General features: G+C 44.8%; 19 protein-coding genes and 1 tRNA gene. 15 read left to right on the forward strand and 5 right to left on the reverse strand.

The window, feature by feature from the left end; all coding sequences use genetic code 11:
• The first annotated feature begins 67 nt into the window (after positions 1–67).
• The 12 genes from AS141_RS01575 to AS141_RS01630 all read left to right on the forward strand — a co-directional run bounded on the left by AS141_RS01575 (position 68) and on the right by AS141_RS01630 (position 10,075).
• Entirely contained in the window at positions 68–385 is a 318-nt protein-coding gene (locus AS141_RS01575) for a hypothetical protein (protein WP_057935859.1), read from the forward strand.
• Positions 385–1,722, forward strand: coding sequence for a hypothetical protein (locus tag AS141_RS01580; RefSeq protein WP_057935860.1), 1,338 nt, complete (start codon positions 385–387; stop codon positions 1,720–1,722). The genes AS141_RS01575 and AS141_RS01580 overlap by 1 nt, the downstream gene beginning before the upstream one ends.
• Positions 1,722–2,729 carry a DUF6712 family protein gene (locus AS141_RS01585; protein WP_057935861.1) on the forward strand — a complete coding sequence of 336 codons (1,008 nt, stop codon included), beginning with the start codon at positions 1,722–1,724 and terminating at the stop codon, positions 2,727–2,729. The genes AS141_RS01580 and AS141_RS01585 overlap by 1 nt, the downstream gene beginning before the upstream one ends.
• A complete protein-coding gene (locus AS141_RS01590; RefSeq protein WP_057935862.1) occupies positions 2,729–2,965 on the forward strand; it encodes a hypothetical protein in 237 nt (78 codons plus the stop codon). The genes AS141_RS01585 and AS141_RS01590 overlap by 1 nt, the downstream gene beginning before the upstream one ends.
• A gap of 121 nt (positions 2,966–3,086) precedes the next feature.
• A complete protein-coding gene (locus AS141_RS01595; RefSeq protein ID WP_057935863.1) occupies positions 3,087–3,563 on the forward strand; it encodes a lysozyme in 477 nt (158 codons plus the stop codon).
• Positions 3,560–4,093: a hypothetical protein gene (locus AS141_RS01600; RefSeq protein ID WP_057935864.1), complete on the forward strand. Its 534-nt coding sequence runs from the start codon at positions 3,560–3,562 to the stop codon at positions 4,091–4,093. The genes AS141_RS01595 and AS141_RS01600 overlap by 4 nt, the downstream gene beginning before the upstream one ends.
• Positions 4,094–4,132: 39 nt before the next feature.
• The gene (locus AS141_RS01605) at positions 4,133–4,516 is read left to right on the forward strand and encodes a hypothetical protein (protein ID WP_057935865.1); all 384 of its coding nucleotides are present in this window, start codon (positions 4,133–4,135) and stop codon (positions 4,514–4,516) included.
• A 2-nt stretch (positions 4,517–4,518) separates the two neighbouring features.
• Positions 4,519–5,355 carry a hypothetical protein gene (locus AS141_RS01610; RefSeq protein WP_057935866.1) on the forward strand — a complete coding sequence of 279 codons (837 nt, stop codon included), beginning with the start codon at positions 4,519–4,521 and terminating at the stop codon, positions 5,353–5,355.
• 127 nt (positions 5,356–5,482) lie between these two features.
• Positions 5,483–6,034 (forward strand): hypothetical protein, encoded by a 552-nt coding sequence (locus AS141_RS01615; RefSeq protein WP_057935867.1) that lies wholly within the window; start codon positions 5,483–5,485, stop codon positions 6,032–6,034.
• Positions 6,034–8,205: a SprB repeat-containing protein gene (locus AS141_RS01620; protein WP_057935868.1), complete on the forward strand. Its 2,172-nt coding sequence runs from the start codon at positions 6,034–6,036 to the stop codon at positions 8,203–8,205. Before AS141_RS01615 ends, AS141_RS01620 begins: the two co-directional genes overlap by 1 nt.
• A complete protein-coding gene (locus tag AS141_RS01625; RefSeq protein WP_057935869.1) occupies positions 8,202–9,659 on the forward strand; it encodes a hypothetical protein in 1,458 nt (485 codons plus the stop codon). The genes AS141_RS01620 and AS141_RS01625 overlap by 4 nt, the downstream gene beginning before the upstream one ends.
• Positions 9,659–10,075: a hypothetical protein gene (locus tag AS141_RS01630; protein WP_057935870.1), complete on the forward strand. Its 417-nt coding sequence runs from the start codon at positions 9,659–9,661 to the stop codon at positions 10,073–10,075. The genes AS141_RS01625 and AS141_RS01630 overlap by 1 nt, the downstream gene beginning before the upstream one ends.
• Before the next feature lie 3 nt (positions 10,076–10,078).
• On the opposite strand, the gene AS141_RS01635 is transcribed toward AS141_RS01630, so the two are convergent.
• Both AS141_RS01635 and AS141_RS01640 read right to left on the reverse strand, forming a co-directional pair.
• Positions 10,079–10,543: a hypothetical protein gene (locus AS141_RS01635; protein ID WP_057935871.1), complete on the reverse strand. Its 465-nt coding sequence runs from the start codon at positions 10,541–10,543 to the stop codon at positions 10,079–10,081.
• Positions 10,544–10,723: a hypothetical protein gene (locus AS141_RS01640; protein WP_157243359.1), complete on the reverse strand. Its 180-nt coding sequence runs from the start codon at positions 10,721–10,723 to the stop codon at positions 10,544–10,546. It abuts the gene before it with no gap.
• A 51-nt stretch (positions 10,724–10,774) separates the two neighbouring features.
• Here AS141_RS01640 and AS141_RS01645 point away from each other — a divergent pair, with 51 nt between their 5' ends.
• The gene (locus AS141_RS01645; RefSeq protein ID WP_057935873.1) at positions 10,775–10,975 is read left to right on the forward strand and encodes a hypothetical protein; all 201 of its coding nucleotides are present in this window, start codon (positions 10,775–10,777) and stop codon (positions 10,973–10,975) included.
• An 82-nt stretch (positions 10,976–11,057) separates the two neighbouring features.
• On the forward strand, positions 11,058–13,493 hold the full coding sequence (locus tag AS141_RS01650) for a coiled-coil domain-containing protein (RefSeq protein ID WP_057935874.1): 2,436 nt from the start codon (positions 11,058–11,060) through the stop codon (positions 13,491–13,493).
• A gap of 154 nt (positions 13,494–13,647) precedes the next feature.
• Here AS141_RS01650 and AS141_RS01655 read toward each other — a convergent pair whose 3' ends face one another.
• The 3 genes from AS141_RS01655 to sucC form a co-directional block, all read right to left on the reverse strand.
• A complete protein-coding gene (locus tag AS141_RS01655; protein ID WP_057935875.1) occupies positions 13,648–14,841 on the reverse strand; it encodes a site-specific integrase in 1,194 nt (397 codons plus the stop codon).
• Between the two features lie 108 nt (positions 14,842–14,949).
• Positions 14,950–15,023, reverse strand: a tRNA-Arg gene (locus tag AS141_RS01660).
• A 39-nt stretch (positions 15,024–15,062) separates the two neighbouring features.
• Complete coding sequence (gene sucC, locus AS141_RS01665) at positions 15,063–16,277, reverse strand: ADP-forming succinate--CoA ligase subunit beta (RefSeq protein WP_057935876.1); 1,215 nt, start codon at positions 16,275–16,277, stop codon at positions 15,063–15,065.
• A gap of 141 nt (positions 16,278–16,418) precedes the next feature.
• Between sucC and AS141_RS01670 the strand changes: the two genes are divergently transcribed.
• Entirely contained in the window at positions 16,419–17,069 is a 651-nt protein-coding gene (locus tag AS141_RS01670; RefSeq protein ID WP_057935877.1) for an ABC transporter ATP-binding protein, read from the forward strand.
• The last annotated feature ends 70 nt before the right edge of the window (positions 17,070–17,139 follow it).

Consider the following 17,139-nt stretch of genomic DNA (forward strand, 5'->3'; position numbering starts at 1 on the left):
AATAAGTTGAAAAAAACTGGGTTTTCACTGTCCTCTATATGCTTAGAGCCTCTGACGAAATTCGGTCATGAATGTAATCCACCTGTCAGATGCGATGAATGAAATGAAAGGAGACAAACCTTTCTCTATCGTTTTTGTGACCTGTGATCAAAGTAGAGACAGCGGTGGTGATATCATAACACTGGAAAATGTGGTGCTCAGCTTCAATCAAAATGCCGCCGACAAAGCAGGGTTTGAAATGCCTGAGCCTGCACGAACTCCATTCAACAAACGAGCAAACCACTACGAGTACGCCACACGAAATGTGAGGCTACAAAATGGAATGATACGGAAGTTTCATATCCGACTTCTCGAATATTTCAACGGTAAAAAAGTATTCTACTAATGTCAGAGACCACTATACAAGGCGTAAGTCTGGATGTGCTTTACTCCAAAGCAACTGGAAACGTTTTCCAAACCGTTGACTCGAAAGCCCACAACCCAATCAAGGTACCGGTACAAAAATCCAACGCGACTTCTGAGATTGTGCCATGGGGAATTGATAATTGCTTTCCGCAAAGAGTCCTACGTGAGATTCGAAAGAATACCATCATCGGTCCTACGCTACAGAAGAAAGCAGAGATCGCTTACGATGAAATCGTATATGGATTTGAGAAGCCGGCAGTAGAAGGAGGTGAACCAACTTTCATCCGTGCATATGATGAGAAGGTAGAAGCCTTCTTTCAGCGATCGAAGATCCATCGATATGGAATTGAATCTCTTCGGAACTTCTACCACTTTTATTTCGCAGTACCTCGCTTGATCTTCACCGCTGATCACTCCGAGGTTTATTCTATTTCCTGCTATAAGACTGCCCACTTCCGATTTCAGAAGCCTGACAAATCAGGATTCATCCAGAACGGATTTGTCTGTGCCGATTGGGAAACTATTCAATCAACCGAGTCCGAGTATGTGGAGACGATTCCACTCATAGATATTTATGCGGATCCTGAGATGTATAAGGATACTAACAAATTCAAATACATCTATCCGCTTGCATATCCCACAGAGGACGAGGTTCATTATCCATTAGTGGATTGGAACTCTGCGCGTGAGTCCGGTTGGCTCGATGTGGCTCAGTCTATTCCCAAATTCAAAAAGGCTCTTATGAAGAATCAGATCACACTGAAGAATCTGATTCAGGTTCCTTCCTGGTGGTGGGAGTGGAAGCATCCGGGCTTTGCTAAAATGACTCCAGAGAAGAGAAAGGAAATCATGGATCTGGAGATTGACAACTTTGAGAAATTCTTCAAAGGCGATGACAATGCCGGTGCATCTATGATGGTCACTTTCATTTCTGATCCTGCGCATCAAAAAGAATATCAAGGATGGAAGGTGGAAGCGGTCGACAATAAAATCAAGGATGGCATGTACATCGAAGATTCAAACGAAGCCAGCTCACATTTGCTCTATGCACTTTCAATGGATCCTGCAATCATCGGCTCGCAACCAGGCTCAAAGCTCGGAGCAGGTTCCGGATCTGACAAGCGGGTGGCTTTCAACATCTATGTGGACACCATCAAAGCACATCAGGACTTGATTCTTGAGCCGCTGACATGGATAGGACAATACAACGGCTGGCCAAACTTCAAATACAAATTCAAAAACTCACTGAATGCAAGTGGTTTTGCTGTGCCTCCTTCTAAATCTCCTATGGTCGAACCTCAACAGCAATCATCCTAATGGCAAATCTAGTAAAGACAATCTCAGAAGTTCAGGATCATATCCGTGTGGGCAACGGATTGGACATCCAAACTCTGCTTCCTTCGCTCAATGAAGTGGAGATGCAAGATCTCACCTTCTACCTAGGATCGGATTTGCTTGCTGAGATCATCGCCGCTAAGGATGCAAACAATTACACCCCACGCCTCGCCAAGATCGCTCCTTATGTGATTGCTGCCCATGCCTGTTTAGCAGTGTACAAGGCAGGACCAGAGATAGAAGTACTTGTGTCAGATTCTGGGATCATGCGAACGGAAACAACCAATGAAAAATCTGCCTACGGTGGACAGGTAATGCGATTCCGTGCTGTAGCTGCCGACCGAGGTTTCAAGGCTATCGATTCCTTCCTTCTGATTCTTGAAACCTACGAGCAGGACTATCCGGAGTGGCTTGACTCCCAATATTACGGGATCAAAGATGGCTTGATGATCCGTTCCGCAGTAGAATTCGAAGCTGCAGGCGAAGGGATCCAAGGTTCCTCACTGACATTCCAGGCACTTCGCCCGATTATGATGGACATTCAGGAGCAGACGATCAGCGCATCTCTTCCGGATTCGCTCTACACCGAGATAATGGACCAGCTGAAAGCGGACAATCTCAGTGAAGCAAACAAGACTTTGCTTGATAAATATCTCCGTCCCGCCATTGCGAAGCTTACGATTGAGGAAGCGATTACCAAACTACCAGTGGAAGTTTCGAATACCGGTGTCTCAGTAAACCAGCTGGAGCTGGCAGGAGATGCCCGGACTTCCAAGCAAGCCGATATAAGTCTCATGGAAAAGAAAGCCTGGGGACTTCGCGGTCGTGGTGGATTCTACCTCTCCAATATGAAAGAACACCTAAATGCTAATGCCTCAGCTACAGTTTATCCGCTGTGGTTTGGATCAAACAATTATTCCAAGACACTCAAGGCAAGAATAGAAGAAGAATCACTTAAACCGTGTGAGCGGAAAATATACAGAGCATAATGATGGATAAAATTGACTCTTGGGACTGGACAATGGCACTTTCTATAGTGGGTTTTGTCAGCTCAAAAATAGCACAGGCCGCAGCTGATGAATCTCAGCTGAGTATGATTTCTACCCTTTCAGCAATCATCTTTTCGCTGACTGCATTGGTGAAACTAATAGACTTAGTATTTGACAAATGTCCTAAATGGATTGAAGCTTATAGATCATGGAAAAGACCGAAAGGAGACGTCTGACCTTCTGGGCAGTATTCTTCATTATTCTTGGAATAATATCAGTAGTGGCCCTGCCTTCTGAGCAGTTCGTGGAGCTACTCTCCTTCTTCAAGGAAATCATCCAGCACTTAATTATTAGCCAATGAAAACCAACAAAGCTGGGATAGCAATCCTTCATGAATTCGAATCATGCAAACTCAAAGCCTACAAGTGTCCGGCTGGTGTCTGGACTATCGGTTGGGGCAATACATTCTATGAGGACGGATCCAAAGTCCGGGAAGGTGATATGATCACAAAGGATCGGGCGGATGCACTGTTTCAAAACATTCTTAGCCGATTTGAGGACATGGCCAGAAGATCCATTACTTCCAACGTGAACGAAAACCAGTTCTCGGCTTTCGTCTCTGCCTTGTATAATGTTGGGCACGGGTCAAAGTATAAGGATGGTTTGATTGTGCTAAAGAACGGAGAGCCGTCCACACTTTTGAAAACCATCAATCTCAATCCTGACCTTCCAGTAATCGAGAAGCTTTTCAAGGAGTGGATATCGAAAGGAACATCTTTCGAAAAGGGATTGCTACGCCGTCGTACCGCTGAAGCAAATCTCTATTTCTCATGAATCACTTCCGATTCATACTGACCGCATGCCTATTCTTCACCGTGCTTTCGTGCAAGGTGCAAAAGAACATCTCTCAGTCATCAACTCAGAGTGATTCCACAACTACATCCGTCCAAACTCATGAAACGCAAACTTCAAGTAGTAACCGCCTCACCATATCTGCCATCGAAGCCTATGGCAATAGGATTCATCGGGACGGGATTTTTGATATCAAGTTCGATAGCCTTACTAGCATTGACATCTCCCCAGACGGTGCCATCCGCGCCACCGGTTATGCACCCACTATCAGAAGCCACACTTCCGAAACCCGTACAAATACCACTGTCAACAGCTCCAATACCTCCCAACTCATCCAGAAGGACTCGACGGGAAGAGGAGAGAAACTGGAAGAACGCACAGCGTCATATTCACAATCGGAAAAGCTAAAAGATATCACCAAAACCCCATCACTCATCCCTTGGATAGGGGCAGGATTGGCAATTGCCATCGTGGTTTTGGCTGTCCTCTGGTATTTTTTCAAGAGGAAGTAACTAGGGGTTCATATTTATTCACAATCAAACTCCTTCATTATGAAAAAATTACTCTTAGTTATCGCTGTTTTTGGCTTTCTGGCCACTTCCTGCCAAGTAGGGAAAACAATTGCCGTCCGTGACACCGTCAAAAATGTAGCTACCACCACTGCTGATTTCTATCAGGGCTATGACGAAGTGCATGGAGAATTCAAGCTTAAGGACGTGAACCATACCGTGGCCATCAATTCTGACAAGCAAGATATGGAGATCACCATTATTCCTTCCTCGCTGAAGCATGATGCGGGCTATCACATTATCAAGCCTGCCATATTATCCGGCGGACAGGATAATTCATTGTCACCTTCACCTACATCCGGAGGAGAATTCAAAGTAAAACTAAAGGATCTCAAAGCCATAGCTATCCCACAGCGAGGTAACTAATCATGTCCCGAAAACTGGAAATCATATTTCCAGTCCTCTTCGGACTGACACGGCGCATCCGCGTCAATCTGCCTGCCAAATGGAACGAGCTCACACAAAAGCAGCTCATCCCGTTGGCGGGCTTACTGCATTCCAGCTTTGACAGCGTCTACGAGTTTCGCATCAAAGCTCTGATGGTGCTTACTAGACTCAACCTTATCCAGATGCTTGCACTTGGAGAACGCATCATAGACCTCTATCCATTTATACAGTTCCTAGAAGATGAAAACGAACTCACACAGAACAAAATCGAATCCATCACCATCGGATATTTCGCAGGAAAAACCCTCTATGGCCCTGTCGGAAACTTCGAAACCCTCACTGCTGACGAATGGACAGAGGCGGATGACGCATACCTTGAATTTCGCAGGGAATCCAGCGACCAGGCACTGGATAGATTTATCGCTATCCTCTTTCGTGAAAGGGTACTTCCAGTTAATGAGCTGGATAATAAGCGTGACCCTAGGATAGCATATTCCGAGGGATCGGAAAAGCACCGTCTACCACTAATTCAGAAGATCCCACGAGACACCAAACTTGCCGTCATACTCTGGTGGACTGGCTGTCGAAAAGAATGGGAAGATGTATTCGAGCGGGTATTCTCTGCCAAAGGCGAAGGACCAGAGTCTTTCGGCTGGCAGGAAACGATTCTCAAACTTAGCGGAACTGTCTTTGGTAATCACCGAGATACCCAGCGGACTTACATGTACAAGCTTATGCTTCAGATGGAAGTCACGCTGAAGGATGAGGAGTACCAGAAACAGAAAGAAGATTCAATGAAACGTAAATCAAGAATGTGATGATGATTTTAATCAGTTCACTGCTATGGGTTGATACGATAGGGATGATCGTCTGGTGGAAAAGATATTACTCCAGACCACTCTATGAGATATTTATTCCTTTCTCTTGGATTTTATTTAAATAACCATGCTAATCAACTCCCATACCACCTACACCAATTTCTTCCGGACGATGGCCACGCATCATAAGCTTATCCATCATACACCGGAGGAAGTTCACTTTGTACGGATGAATCTATCCGCACATCCGATATTGGCCAGTGAGGATATTAAGGAATTTATCAAATCCCTTAAGAATAAACTGAACTTTCCCGCGCTCCTTCTGAATGCCTACCAGGCTAAAGCCGATGCAAACGATTCTCAGGATGCCAAGCGCAAAGTGATCCAAGGTGAGTTCTTTATTTTGGAGCGTATGCAAAAGGAAAACTGGGATCAGCAGGATGAAATATTCGACCGTACCGAAGCCATCGGAACCGATATCGTTTCTTTTCTGGCTGCCTACTATGACGATGCACCACAGGAAGGCTGGTTTGAATGGAATGATACCATGATGGAGAAAATCTCTAATCTCGGAGTGGATAGCCTCGCAGGCACCAAGTTCTATTTTACCATCAGCATCCCAAATGAAGTCGCTTTCCAACTCAATACAGATGCTTTTGACCCTGAACTGTTTGACTGATGGCTGTTAAAACTTACAACTATATATATGGAGGTATCCCGGGAAGCGTTGATGTAGATGCATCAATGGGATCTTGTGTTATTACTTCTGTTGGCGACGAGTCCGGACATCAGGTTGGGGTTAAAACGATCACCGTAGAGCTTTCAGAAGCACTCCCGTTTGAGCTTAATATTCGGTTTCTGGTAGACATAGAAATCGTCACTGCGTACGGAACGGATGGCAATACCTTCCCTATCAACCTGGTAATGCCAATAGGAACATCCAACCATGTATTCTATGATAATCCCTGCTTCGAGCAAATTGCGGAGCCTTTTTCAAGAGAAACTAGAAATTACAGTCTTTCGGATCAGGCAGAGACTCAGGTTATAGGGGGTTCACTCACAGCATCAGTCACCGATATTGTGAATGTGTCATGTTTTGGATTGCCTACTGGAGCTATTACTATTGAGGCATTGGGAGGATCTGGTGGACATACCTACGAATGGTCAGACGGAGGCCCCGATTCCCCTTACAGGTCAGGCCTTCCTGCGGGGACGTACTCAGTCACGGTCAGAGATGGAGCAATGGCTGAAGTGGTACTTTCCGGTATTGTACTAAGTCAGCCATCGCAGATCCAGCTGAATCCTACCATAACTCCTATCGCCTGCTTCGGCGGATCTTCCGGCGCTATTGCCACAGCTCCTTCAGGAGGTTCCGGATCCGGCTATTCTTTTTCATGGTCTGATGGATCCAGCGCACAGAACAGAACCAGCCTCACAGCGGGATCTTATCAGGTCACTGTTACGGATTCTGCCGGATGCTCCAGGCTATTCACCATAGAGGTTACTTCACCTGCCCAGATCACAATTACGGTGAATAAGACAGGGAAAAACATTACTAACGTAATCACGGGCGGCACGGCTCCCTTTACTTACCTCTGGTCTGACGGTGTAGTGCTTAAGGATCGGACGAACATTCCAAACGGTGTCTATTCTTTCACTGTCACCGATGCGAACGGATGCCAGCAGATAACTACCATAGTCATTCAGGATTTCAAATTCTTCTTATCCAAAAATCCGATCTGGCTTAAGCTTGCCACGTCCAGCATGGTAGGGAAGGACAATCTTTCTTTTGTATGCCAAGTCTATCTTGAAGATATATATCAGTCCGATTCTTTCAATCTGAAATACAGTGCTGAGCAGCCTTCCCGCGTGGATGGTACCACGGATTTCAATGTGGAGCAGGTTTTGAATTCCTTTCTGGACTCCTATGTCCCTGAATTTGGCCATACCAATGTCGTTCAGGTAGCCGAAGCATTCAAGCGATTCTATCTTTCCTATTTTGAAAAGTACGGCACCCCCCCGGAGCCAGACGACACCACCACGAATGAAACTTTCTATGTGCTATTTGGCGGGCTTTCAGAGCAGGAATTTGCAAAGCAAACCTTCTTTGACTCCTATCTCGATGTCCAAAAGCCATTCCTAAGTTGGGTGCCGCATACCGCTCCGATCGCCACAGATCAGCATAGCTATCTTCATTTTGTTGTAAACAATCAGGTATATCCTAATCTCACTTTAAAAGCCACTGTCTATTATACTGACAATACCAGTACATCCGAAGATGTCAAATCAGTGCTTTCTACAGAACCTTTCGAGGTCTATCGCTTTCCTGCGGGTATTGCCCAGCTTGGATTGCAGACGCTGAATCCTACCAAGACTATTGCTAAATATGACCTTCAGCTTTTCTCAGGAGAAACAGAACTTTCAGAAAAGCGAACCTTCGAAGTCTATGGAGCCAAGAGGTATTATCGAAAACTCTTATTTCTGAATTCCCTCGGTGGATGGGATCACGTCCTTTGCTTTGGCAGGGGCAAACAATCCCTGCGTACCTCAGAGGATTCTATTGCCAGAGATCTTCCGGTGGGCTACCTGTATTCAGATCGGGAGGAGGAGACCGTGACGAAGATGGGACAGCTCACCGGTCAGCTGGTGATAGCTACACTGAACGGGTACCAGAGAAAGTACTTGATCGATCTGGCTATCTCCGAGAAAGTCTATGAGCAGACAGCCACAGGTTATTTGCCTGTGAAGGTGAAGTTTGACTTCGACCCGCAGGATGATTTTGAGAATCTGGACGAAATAGGATTGGATATTATCTATCCGCCGATTCGCCGCTACACACCAGAGCTATGATCAGCATTACGGTAGATGAGGAATTGATTGATATCAACGATTCCGCCAGCTTCAGCATTGGCGGCAAATCTCCCTTTGTCACACCAGGCGAATTGTATGGACCAAAGGTCTATAATGTATCTGCACTAGATAGCAGGAGTAATGCAAGGATATTCCAATTTGCAAGCTTACTTCCCAATACTGGACGGGTGAAGAGCTACGGAAACGTTCAGATTCGTTTTGCAGATCTCCTTTGGAAGATCGGTACGCTGAAGCTCCGGGACTTTTCCGGCGCGTACAATTTCAGCTTTCATTCTGATGCTGGAGACATCGAATCCCGTATCAAGAATAGAACCCTTCCCGCAGTGGATCTGGGAACGGATGTCTCCAACATGAATGTCGGGGACATCTATCCAGCGGCTAATCATGTGTATTTCACAGTCAAGAATCCGAACTTCTACGGGGATAAGAATCCGGGCTTTTCCGGCTATGTCAATCTTTACAATGAAGGAGCCGGCCGACTCTATAATCCAACGGATGACGGCGATGCCTACACCATCACACCATTTCCTTTTCTGCTATATGTGCTGGATACTATTTTTAAGGATCTGGGCTATTTCGGCATCTCTGGCGAATGGACTCAAGATGAAAATATCCGTCGCGTATGTATCCCAAACAATTACGATCACCGCACCGGTACCATCACGTATAACAGTCACGTCCCGCCCGTGTCCGTCGGTTCATTTCTGATCGACGTGGCTATTTCTTTTGGGATTACTTATAAAGTGAATCCAATCACCCGACTGGTAGAGATCGTCCGGATATCCGACTGGCTCAACGATCAGAGCTATACCAACTTTAATAATCGGGCAAACAAAGGCTTCAAACTCGAACCCAACCAAAACGACGGCTTCCGATTCTGGATGCGTGAGGATGGGGCTGACGAACTCACCCAGAATAATCCTGCATGGATGGATATCCGTGTGGGCAATGGCTCCGAACTTGTGGAGACCAACGCATCACCGCTGACGATGATCACGGAAGATAGCCCTATGGGAGGAGAATGGACTATTCCCCAGATGGATCAGGCGGGATCTGGTCCAGCCTTCGAGCTTGACTTGGATAGCAGGGGTGGGCTTAGATTTATGCTATTTGATGGGATGCAGACAGACAGCCTGGGCAATGCCTATCCCCAAGGCCACTACATGCGCACAGGGGTTTCCCTGCGCTGGTCTGGCACAGATGGGATTATCAACCGGTGCTATCAGGAGTGGATGGACTGGAAGTCCTACACCGAGTACATGGAGCGTACCGTGGATCTCAACCTGGTAGAACTCCTACAGCTCGACACCGAGCGAAAAGTAATGATCGATAACCTCAAGTGGGTGGTCGATGAATACGACGCTTCCATTTCCGTCAAAGGAAACGGCGATCGAATCAAGACAAATTTGAAATTGTATTCAGTGAAATTGTAATGGAAGCAGCTCTTAATATCCACCAGAAAATTGCTATCCGTGCTCTTGCCAAGGAGTTTCCTGAGATAGGCAGGAAGGAAATGGGCGAGCGATTTCTGAAACTCAGGATAGGTGTGACTGGTGACCTACTCGGGCAGATGGATTTCAGAGGAAAGGTTCTGGTAAACGGTCTGATGATCGAGGTGGAACATCTCTACTATGGGATTTTCCCAGATCTGGCAGTCGGCCGTGGTCAGGGCATGGATGATGGCGCTATCGCCAAGCTGGTAGGAGGAGGGAGGAAAAAAAAGAACTGGACTCGTGGACTGGCTTCTATGCGTCACCGCCTCGGTGAATTATACGCTAGCGTCGCCGCTGATGAGATCTCACAACACGTCAATAAGAGCTATGACCGGACGCTGAGGTTTAGGTTTTAAGAATTAAATACTGATAATGCCACTTTTGTAGCTTTTTTCAAGGGTATCAATTAATTCAACTTCAATTTGATAATTTTTAAAATCCGACATTTGATAGTTATTATTTAAGGATGCATCAACTGAAAATGAGTGTTGTTTTTCAGGTTCTAAAGTGAAATTTTCTTTTTTTTCAAACTTATAAATAGGGGTTTTCTCTCCTTTATCAAAAACAAAAACCTTAAGAAATTGAAAAATAATTACCTTACTGGGAGATTCATTAATTACATTGATTTCAATAATAGGAGATTTAAGAATTTTTTCATTAATAAGAGCTAAGAATCTTTCCTTAAGTTCTACTTGAAATTTTATTCTTTTTCTAGATCTATACCATTTAATTAAAATAACTATTGCTGAAATTAATGTAGGAATAGTTACATATTTTAGAATAAAGTCAATAATTGGATTTTGGGTAAAATTTTGTAATTCCATCTATTTTTTTTCTAAACCAATTTTTATTAACTCTAGATAAATTTCCTCCAATGTCTTCCGGATTCCGTTGTCCTCATAGTCCAACTGCATTCGCTTTACTTTTCTATGCAGTTCATCCGGGATATTTCTTAAAGTAATTGCTGCCATTTTTACATCCTTTGTATCAAATATAATATTCATTGCAGCTCGTCTGAGATTTGCAATATTTGTAGCAAACACTATCTTTATTGCATGGAAGATGAAAAAAAATCAGATATTCAATTATTAAGAGCTGATATCGCGGCCTCCTGTCCTAATCTTCCAGACTTTAAGATCATTGAGATGTGTATGGATTACGGAATACAGTTCGAAATTCCCGATACCAATACACTTAGGTTATTTATGCTTTTGGCGTCAGCTGAGCGAAAATTGATGAACAATATGAATTACTGATAATTAACCATAGCCAGCTGGATTTAACTGTCCTCCGAAAGCCCCTTGATTGGGGCTTTTTTTATGCCAAATCCAGCAAATCATGGCATCCAAGACAGAACAGCGCAAAATACAGATCATCGCCGACGGCTCCTCGGTCAATGCCTCTATGGAGCAAATGACCAAAGCATCCCGTGTGCTCTGGCAGGAAATGAAAAAGCTGGATCCTACTTCTGAAGCATTCGCAGAGAAATCAAAGAAGTTCCAGGAAGTGAAAGGGCGTCTGGATGACACCACCAAAACAGCTAAAGGTACCACCGCAGCTCTGGGAGATATGACCAAGCAAGCCATGGCCATGAGTCCATTTGGTGGTATCATCACCACGATCACATCTTCTCTTGGCAAAGCTAATACTATGATTAAGGTGGTGACAGCGTCTACAAACCTCTTCAAGCTTGCACTTGCCAGTACTGGAATTGGCTTGGTTGTGATTGCACTCGGAGCATTGATTAACTACCTCACAACTACTCAGGCGGGTATTGACAAGGTGAATAAGGTGCTCACACCTATGCGGGTGATTTTTGAGAAACTTCAGGGCGTAGTGCAGAATCTTGGTGGGAATGTATTTAAAGGCCTCAGCGAAATGCTTCATGGCAATGTGATGTCTGGTTTCAAGACTATTGGTAAGGGAGCACTTCAGGCAGGTGAGGAGATAGGTTCAGCTTTCAAAGATGGAATAGAGCAGGGCGGACAGCTGGCAGATATGAATATCCGGATAGAGGAGACAGAAATTGAACTCACTAAATCGAGAGCAGAACTGAATAAGAAGTACCAAGAGGCCAAAGAAATCGCACAGGATCAGTCGCTTTCTGAAGCAGAAAGATTGCAAGCTGCTCGAGATGCTCAGGATGCGCAGAATGAATTATTAGATCAAGAGCAAAACTTCATGGATCTGAAGATTGAGCGAATGAAGCTGGAGCAGACTTTCAATGACACTAGCCGTGAAGGTTATCAGGAGTTAGCAAATCTAGAAGCAGAAAGAACGCAGTTTGAAGCCACCGCAGCTAAGAAAAGAGCATCTGCAAAGGCTTTGGAGAATACTGTTTCCAAGGAAATCCACGCCGAAAACATGAAGCGATCTGATGAGGCTCGCAAGAAAGAAGAGGAAAATATAAAACGCCTTGACGCACTTCGAAAAGAATATTTGAAAGCTACTCTTGATCTGGAAAAACAGATTGAAGATGTCCGTATCGCGCTGATGGATGAGGGATTGGCAAAGAAAGAAGCCAAGATGGAAGTGGAATTGGAGCGGGAATTGGCGAAAATGGAAGAGCGTAGAGTGAAGCTTCTGGAGAATGAGACCTTGACCGAGGAAGAGCGACAGGCTGTACGGGATCAGTTTGCAGAATTGGAGGAGCTGAAGCGGCAGGAAAACAGGGAGGCTCTAGCTGAGCTGAAGGAGGCTGAGCGAGAAGAGGATATCGAAAAAGAATTGGAGCAGTTTGAGGAGGATCAAGAGCGTGAAACCTTGCTTTTGGAAAATGCTTTTATCGGTGCGGTGGATGCTGAAATGAGGAAAAAGGAAGCCTTACTTCAGATCCAGCGTGAGTATGCAGCTGAAAAACTGGCTTTGCTCGAAGCTACAGGTCAGGGAGAATCTATTCAGGCTCTGAAGCTCAAAAACACAATAGCCCAGATCGATAAGGATATCGCTGATAATAAAATTGCCGAAGCCCAGCGGGCGGAAGATTTCAAAAACCAGATTCAAATGCTCGGTTTTGAAAATGCTCGTACTTGGATGCAGTTGGGTTTGGACTTGTTAGGTGAGGAGTCGAAAGCACGAAAAGTTTTTGCAAATGCCATGAAGGCCGTGGAAATCGGTCAGATTACTATGATGGCTATCAAGGAAGTGCAAGCAATATGGGCTGGAGCTTCCACACTTGGTCCCATAGCTGGTCCTATTGTCGGAGCATTGCAAACAGGGATAGCAGTAGGCAGAGCAGCTATCGCCGTAAATAAGGTACGTACTACGAAATACGCCACAGGTGGAGCTACTGGATCTGGAAAAGTAATCGATATGGTGATGGGTGCCGGTGGTTCTTGGTTTATGCCAAACGGTCAATCAGCTCGGAATGTAGGGAGTTTTGCCCGTGGTGGACACGTGGGTACTGCTTCCTTTGGGGTGATAGGAGAAGCAGGATCTGAGTGGGTGGGTCCTAACTGGATGATGAGATCTCCCAAGTATGCAAATATCTTCGGTTACCTAGAGGCCGAGCGGCGCAAGGCCACGCCATTTGCCACCGGTGGTGCCACTGCCCCAGCTCCACAACTCCCTCAAAACAGCTCAGCCACGGCTGACCTTCAGCAGACTTTAGCGATGATCGAGCAGTTTGGAGAGATGAATATGAAATTAGACATGATGATCACGGTTCTTCAGGAGTGGCCACAGCGATTGCGAGTTTATAATGATCCTAGGGATATCATGGATGGAATTAAGGTATTGAATGAGATCGAGAACGACAGTAAGATCAATCGATAATGAGTGAGGTGATTTTTCGGTTTAACCCGGCTGTGAAAGCAGTCGGGATTTTTTATGTCCAACAGATTCAAACGCTATTTGAAGTCTTTTTTACTTCAGTCCCCTCGCACATCGATTAAAGCCCATGTTTGAACCGTTTGATAGGTTTGTGGGATTAATCTCTCACCATAAATCTACTGATTCGCATTCCTTCGGCTTTGCTTCGCTGATCCATGATCTTCACATATTTCTCCGACATCTTGGTGGATGTGTGTCCCATAAAGCTGGCAAGTACTTCTAGTTTACCGTCATGCTCCATGTATAAGGTTGCGAAGGTTTCCCGTCCGATCTGGAAGCAGATCTTCTGTTTGATTTCCAGCAGATCCGAAATCTCATTGATGAAATCATTCTGCTTCTGCTCGCTGGGATATCGGAACATCTTGGTGTCTCCGATTTCGTCGATCTCATCCGCAATCAGATCCAGTGCCTCTTTGGTGATTGGCATCCGGACACGGGTTCCCCATCGCCTGGTCTTATGCGGGATAAAATCAAAAAACTCCCCATCGATCCAGTCCAGACTAAACCTCCGGACATCTCCATGTCGCATCCCCGTCACACAGCAGAAAAGGAATGCTCTGAGTACCGCCCGATGAGTAGGGTGGATCAATGGATCCTGATAATAATCCCAGAATTGAAGGAATTGATCTTTAGTGAGCGGCTGAAACCTGCCCATTTCCGTTTTTGCTTTGAAAAAATGGTAAGGATTGATGCATTGGATTTCATCCTGCTGAATAGCAGCTCTTACATAGCTTTTAAAATTTTTATGGTGGCATGCACGGCCATTAAGAGATTTGCAGGGAGTTTTTCGAAGCATCCAGCTATCGAAGTTCTGTGCCGTCTTGGCATCCAATTCAAAAAAGGAAAGTTTGGGTTTCCACTGCTTTAATTTTCGCAATGTGCCGAGGTGATTATTCCGGGTGGGTTCAGCTATTTCTCCAGCCCGATATCTTAGGTTTACTTTTTTCTTGTAGTACTTATAAAAATCCTCTGTGCTGATCTGGGAATGATATTCTCTTAAAAATAAGTCAAGCGTAAGGTCTAGCCTCCTAAGCCTGAATTTCACAAAAATCTCAGTTGCTTTAGCCAGTTCATTTTTTATAATGAGGTTGTAATCCTCACATAGTTGGTCATTTTTTTCACGGGGCAGACATTTTTGGTTTTTCACATCGAATCGCTCGCATGGCCACAGTATTTTCAGATCAATATCTTTTTTCTCCCGATTAATGATTACCCGCAAATAGAGAAGTACCGTCCCATCCTTCCGGATGCGCTGGGGATTGTAGATTATTTTCGAACTAGCTTTAACCATGTTGAAACAATGTTGAAACCAAGATGTCAATAAAGCCTAGAAGCCGTATGCTTCTAAAAGCTCCAAACCCGCTTTTTGGGCAGGTTTGGAAGGGAGTCATTCCCAAAGTGCACTCGGAAGGATTCGAACCCTCAACCCTCAGAGCCGAAATCTGATATTCTATCCAGTTGAACTACGAGTGCAGAAAGTAATGGGAATTGCTCACCATTACCAGTTTAAATTTATGATTCCACTACAGCCTGAACTTTTTCAGCTGCTTCTTTCAATGTGATTGCTGAGAATACTTTCAATCCGGATTCGTCAATGATTTTTGCTCCCTCTGTAGCATTTGTTCCCTGCAGTCTTACGATGATAGGAACTCTGATGTCTCCGATAGATTTGTAAGCTTCAACCACACCGCTGGCTATTCTGTCACATCTCACGATACCACCGAATACGTTGATCAGAATAGCTTTTACATTAGGATCCTGAAGGATGATTCTGAAGCCGGCCTCTACTGTAGTAGCATTTGCTCCTCCTCCCACATCCAGGAAGTTGGCAGGTTCGCCGCCTACCAATTTGATCATGTCCATAGTAGCCATCGCAAGACCGGCGCCATTTACCATGCAACCTACGTTTCCGTCAAGCTTTACGTAATTAAGCCCTGATTCTCCAGCTTCTACTTCCAACGGATCTTCTTCAGCCACATCTCTCAACGCTGCCAATCCTTTTTGTCTGTAAAGTGCATTATCATCGATGTTTACTTTAGCATCCACTGCCAAGATCTTATCGTCAGATGTTTTCAATACCGGGTTGATTTCAAACTGGGAAGAATCAGTCCCTTCGTATGCATTGTAAAGAGCAGTGATGAATTTCACCATTTCTTTGAATGCATTACCGGAAAGCCCCAAACCAAATGCTACTTTTCTAGCCTGGAAAGGCTGAAGACCAACTTTAGGATCGATCCACTCTTTCATGATCTTCTCTGGGGTGTGTTCTGCAACTTCCTCTATATCCATTCCACCTTCGGTAGAGGCCATGATTACATTGCTTCCTGTAGCTCTATCCAAAAGGATAGACAGGTAATATTCTTTTGGCTCGGAATCACCTGGATAATAAACGTCCTCAGCGATCAAAACCTTGTTTACTACTTTTCCTTCTGGACCAGTCTGGTGCGTCACCAACGTTCCACCAAGTATATTTTTAGCCTTTTCAGCGACATCTTCCAATTTTTTTGCAAGTACTACGCCGTTAGAACCGGTTTCGTTGACTTTGCCTTTTCCACGTCCACCTGCGTGAATCTGGGCTTTGATCACATACCAGCTAGTCCCGGTTTGCTCGTTCAACTTAACGGCTGCTTCATGAGCTGCTTCAGGAGTGTCGGCGACTATACCTTCCTGAATACGGACCCCGTAACCTTTTAATACTTCTTTAGCCTGATATTCGTGAATATTCATCCTTTGGAAATTTTTGCCCGAAGTTAAGCCCTAAGACTCGATAAATCAAACCTACCTTTTTCCTTTTTCAGGAAAAAAAGCCGTTAATTTCCCGTCGGGATAGGCATTTGTCCTATTTTTGACTCGATAAAAAATGATAGCATGCTGAAAGCCAATGGAATCCATAAATCCTATGGAACCCTCCAAGTATTAAAAGGTGTAGATCTAGAAATTTTAACTTCTGAAATTGTTTCGATAGTCGGTTCCTCGGGAGCTGGTAAAAGTACGTTACTTCATATTCTCGGGACATTGGACCAGCCTGACCGGGGATCTTTGGAGATGGATGGCAAAAAACTTCTTAATCTAAAAGGGGATGAATTGGCCAAATTCCGAAATGAGCGCATTGGTTTTATTTTTCAGTTTCATAACCTGCTGCCCGAATTCACCGCTCAGGAAAATATCATGATTCCAGGATTGATTGGAAAAACACCTCCTGAAAAACTTGCTAAAAAGTCAGGTGAACTGGCAGAGTTACTTGGTATTTCACATAGATTGGATCATAAACCTTCCACGCTATCCGGCGGAGAGCAGCAGAGAGTGGCCGTTGCAAGGGCTTTAATCAACAGTCCTGCAGTTGTGTTTGCAGATGAGCCAAGTGGCAATTTGGACACTCAAAATGCCAAAGGACTCCATGAGTTGTTTTTCACGCTCCGCAAAGAATTGGGACAGGCTTTCGTTATTGTCACACATAACGAGGAGCTTGCTGAAATGGCTGATCGTAAAGTGGTAATGCAGGACGGGTTGATTCTTTAAAGAAAAAAACCTGGAAAGGGATGGCCGCAGTAGCCATACTGCTGGTTTTGGGCGAGTCCTAGCACGCACT

Origin of the sequence: Algoriphagus resistens (assembly GCF_001442615.1) — a bacterium.
Lineage (GTDB): Bacteria > Bacteroidota > Bacteroidia > Cytophagales > Cyclobacteriaceae > Algoriphagus > Algoriphagus resistens.

Coding starts and splice junctions, on each gene's coding strand:
- AS141_RS01610 (WP_057935866.1), top strand. CDS start 4,519: ATGTCCCGAAAACTGGAAATCATATTTCCAGTCCTCTTCGGACTGACA.
- AS141_RS01670 (WP_057935877.1), top strand. CDS start 16,419: ATGCTGAAAGCCAATGGAATCCATAAATCCTATGGAACCCTCCAAGTA.
- AS141_RS01575 (WP_057935859.1), top strand. CDS start 68: ATGAATGTAATCCACCTGTCAGATGCGATGAATGAAATGAAAGGAGAC.
- AS141_RS01625 (WP_057935869.1), top strand. CDS start 8,202: ATGATCAGCATTACGGTAGATGAGGAATTGATTGATATCAACGATTCC.
- AS141_RS01585 (WP_057935861.1), top strand. CDS start 1,722: ATGGCAAATCTAGTAAAGACAATCTCAGAAGTTCAGGATCATATCCGT.
- AS141_RS01590 (WP_057935862.1), top strand. CDS start 2,729: ATGATGGATAAAATTGACTCTTGGGACTGGACAATGGCACTTTCTATA.
- AS141_RS01595 (WP_057935863.1), top strand. CDS start 3,087: ATGAAAACCAACAAAGCTGGGATAGCAATCCTTCATGAATTCGAATCA.
- AS141_RS01640 (WP_157243359.1), bottom strand. CDS start 10,723: ATGAATATTATATTTGATACAAAGGATGTAAAAATGGCAGCAATTACT.
- AS141_RS01635 (WP_057935871.1), bottom strand. CDS start 10,543: ATGGAATTACAAAATTTTACCCAAAATCCAATTATTGACTTTATTCTA.
- AS141_RS01620 (WP_057935868.1), top strand. CDS start 6,034: ATGGCTGTTAAAACTTACAACTATATATATGGAGGTATCCCGGGAAGC.
- AS141_RS01615 (WP_057935867.1), top strand. CDS start 5,483: ATGCTAATCAACTCCCATACCACCTACACCAATTTCTTCCGGACGATG.
- AS141_RS01650 (WP_057935874.1), top strand. CDS start 11,058: ATGGCATCCAAGACAGAACAGCGCAAAATACAGATCATCGCCGACGGC.
- AS141_RS01600 (WP_057935864.1), top strand. CDS start 3,560: ATGAATCACTTCCGATTCATACTGACCGCATGCCTATTCTTCACCGTG.
- AS141_RS01630 (WP_057935870.1), top strand. CDS start 9,659: ATGGAAGCAGCTCTTAATATCCACCAGAAAATTGCTATCCGTGCTCTT.
- AS141_RS01605 (WP_057935865.1), top strand. CDS start 4,133: ATGAAAAAATTACTCTTAGTTATCGCTGTTTTTGGCTTTCTGGCCACT.
- AS141_RS01580 (WP_057935860.1), top strand. CDS start 385: ATGTCAGAGACCACTATACAAGGCGTAAGTCTGGATGTGCTTTACTCC.
- AS141_RS01655 (WP_057935875.1), bottom strand. CDS start 14,841: ATGGTTAAAGCTAGTTCGAAAATAATCTACAATCCCCAGCGCATCCGG.
- sucC (WP_057935876.1), bottom strand. CDS start 16,277: ATGAATATTCACGAATATCAGGCTAAAGAAGTATTAAAAGGTTACGGG.
- AS141_RS01645 (WP_057935873.1), top strand. CDS start 10,775: ATGGAAGATGAAAAAAAATCAGATATTCAATTATTAAGAGCTGATATC.